General features: G+C 61.2%; 2 protein-coding genes. One reads left to right on the plus strand and one right to left on the minus strand.

Annotated features, from left to right (window positions below; all coding sequences use genetic code 11):
* Positions 1-56: 56 nt before the first annotated feature.
* Positions 57-1,088 (minus strand): small ribosomal subunit biogenesis GTPase RsgA, encoded by a 1,032-nt coding sequence (rsgA, locus tag HU811_RS26760; RefSeq protein WP_186659101.1) that lies wholly within the window; start codon positions 1,086-1,088, stop codon positions 57-59.
* Between the two features lie 251 nt (positions 1,089-1,339).
* On the opposite strand from rsgA, the gene orn reads away from it, so the two are divergent.
* Positions 1,340-1,882, plus strand: coding sequence for an oligoribonuclease (orn, locus tag HU811_RS26765; protein ID WP_024780809.1), 543 nt, complete (start codon positions 1,340-1,342; stop codon positions 1,880-1,882).
* The last annotated feature ends 149 nt before the right edge of the window (positions 1,883-2,031 follow it).

Genomic DNA, 2,031 nt, shown 5'->3' on the forward strand with positions numbered 1-2,031 from the left:
CCCAGCGGGAGCAAGCTCCCTCGCCACAATTGTGTCCGGCTTACCTTTCTTTCAGGTCAGTAAGTACTTTCCGGCAAGCTGGCGATGATCGAGCGATAGCTGTTCATCCGTTGCTGTTGCACACGACCGTCTTCCAGCGCCTTGAGCAGGGCGCAACCGGGTTCGCGGTCGTGCTTGCAGTCGCGGAAACGGCAGGTGCCGATCAGGTCGTTGAACTCGATGAACCCCGCTTCCACATCGGCTCGGCTGACGTGGCCCAGGCCAAACTCGCGGATGCCCGGCGAGTCGATCAACTCACCGCCGCCGGGGAAGTGGAACAACCGCGCAGTGGTGGTGGTGTGAGTGCCCTGGCCGGACAGCTCGGACAACGGGCCGACGCGCGTTTCGACTTCCGGCAGCAGGCTGTTGACCAGCGACGACTTGCCGACGCCGGACTGGCCGACAAACACGCTGATGCGTCCGTCCAGTTGTTCCTGCAATTTCTCCATGCCATCGCCGTGGTGAGCCGAAACTTCCAGCACAGGGTAGCCCAATTGTCGATAGACCGAGAGCAATGCGTTCAGCGCCGGGGCGTTGTGTTCATCGATCAGGTCGAACTTGTTGAGCAGCAACAATGGGCGGATGCCGGCGTGTTCAGCCGCTACCAAATAGCGGTCGATCAGGTTGGCGTGGGGCTCAGGCAGCGGGGCGAAGACGATGACGATCATGTCGACGTTGGCCGCCACCGGCTTGAGCTGGCCTCGGCTGTCCGGACGACACAGTTCGGTGTGGCGCGGCAGTTGAGCCACGATCACGCCGATGCCTTGGTTGCCGGCACGCCAGACCACCTGGTCGCCGGTCACCAGAGCGGGCAGGTTGGCGCGCAAGTGGCAGCGGAATACCTGGCCGGCCAATTCGCCTTCACGGGCCTCGACCTCGACCTGTACGCCGAAGTGCGCGATCACCAGACCGGTCTGTTCAGGGCCCAGATCGCCGCCCTCCAGCGCTTGTACCGCGCTGGATTCGCGTTTGGCGGCGCGGGCGGCGCGCTCGCCCTGGATTTTTTCGATGCGCCAGTTTTGACGACGATTGAGTTGGCGTTTGGCCATGGGTGTTCCGTATGAAGAATGCAGCGATTAGGTAAAACGGCCGCGAGTTTAGCACGCTCAAGGCCCTGCCTCGGGTTTGAACGAAAAGTCGCCGAGCGGCGATCAGGCAAGGCCAAAACAGGCGAGGAAGCGGAGTTGACTGGTTGTCAATGAGCATTCCGAGCCGGTTTTCAACGCAGCATGATCGTCGCGCAGACACTTTTCGTTCAAAGCCTAAGCTAAACTGCGCAGCTACGCCGAGGAGCTCCCCCATGCAGAACCCGCAGAACCTGATCTGGATCGACCTGGAAATGACCGGTCTGAACCCGGACACCGACGTCATCATCGAAATGGCCACCATCGTCACCGACAGTGATCTCAACACCCTGGCCGAAGGCCCTGTGATTGCGATCCATCACAGTGACGAAATCCTGGCCGGCATGGATGAATGGAACACTCGCCAGCACGGCGGCTCAGGCCTGACCCAGCGGGTGCGCGAGAGCAAAATCAGCATGGCTGAGGCCGAAGCCCAAACCATCGCTTTTCTCGAGCAGTGGGTGCCCAAGGGCAAGTCACCGATCTGTGGCAACAGCATCTGCCAGGATCGTCGCTTTCTCTATACCCATATGAAATCCCTGGAAAGCTACTTTCACTACCGCAACCTGGACGTCTCCACCCTCAAGGAACTGGCCGCCCGCTGGGCACCTGAGGTGCGTGACAGCTTCCAGAAGGGCGGCAGCCACCTGGCCCTGGACGACATCCGCGAGTCCATCGCCGAGCTGCAGCATTACCGCAAGCATTTCATCAAGTTCTAACAGGCACCCAGCGACTGGCGAGATTGCTTTTGTGGCGAGGGAGCTTGCTCCCGCTCGGCTGCGCAGCAGTCGCAGCCGGACAATTCGGTCTGCCTGAAGGACTGTTGGGGCCTGCTTCGCAGGCCAGCGGGAGCAAGCTCCCTCGCCAC

The sequence above is a fragment of the Pseudomonas tehranensis genome, assembly GCF_014268615.1.
In the GTDB taxonomy this organism is placed as follows: domain Bacteria; phylum Pseudomonadota; class Gammaproteobacteria; order Pseudomonadales; family Pseudomonadaceae; genus Aquipseudomonas; species Aquipseudomonas tehranensis.

Coding starts and splice junctions, on each gene's coding strand:
- orn (WP_024780809.1), top strand. CDS start 1,340: ATGCAGAACCCGCAGAACCTGATCTGGATCGACCTGGAAATGACCGGT.
- rsgA (WP_186659101.1), bottom strand. CDS start 1,088: ATGGCCAAACGCCAACTCAATCGTCGTCAAAACTGGCGCATCGAAAAA.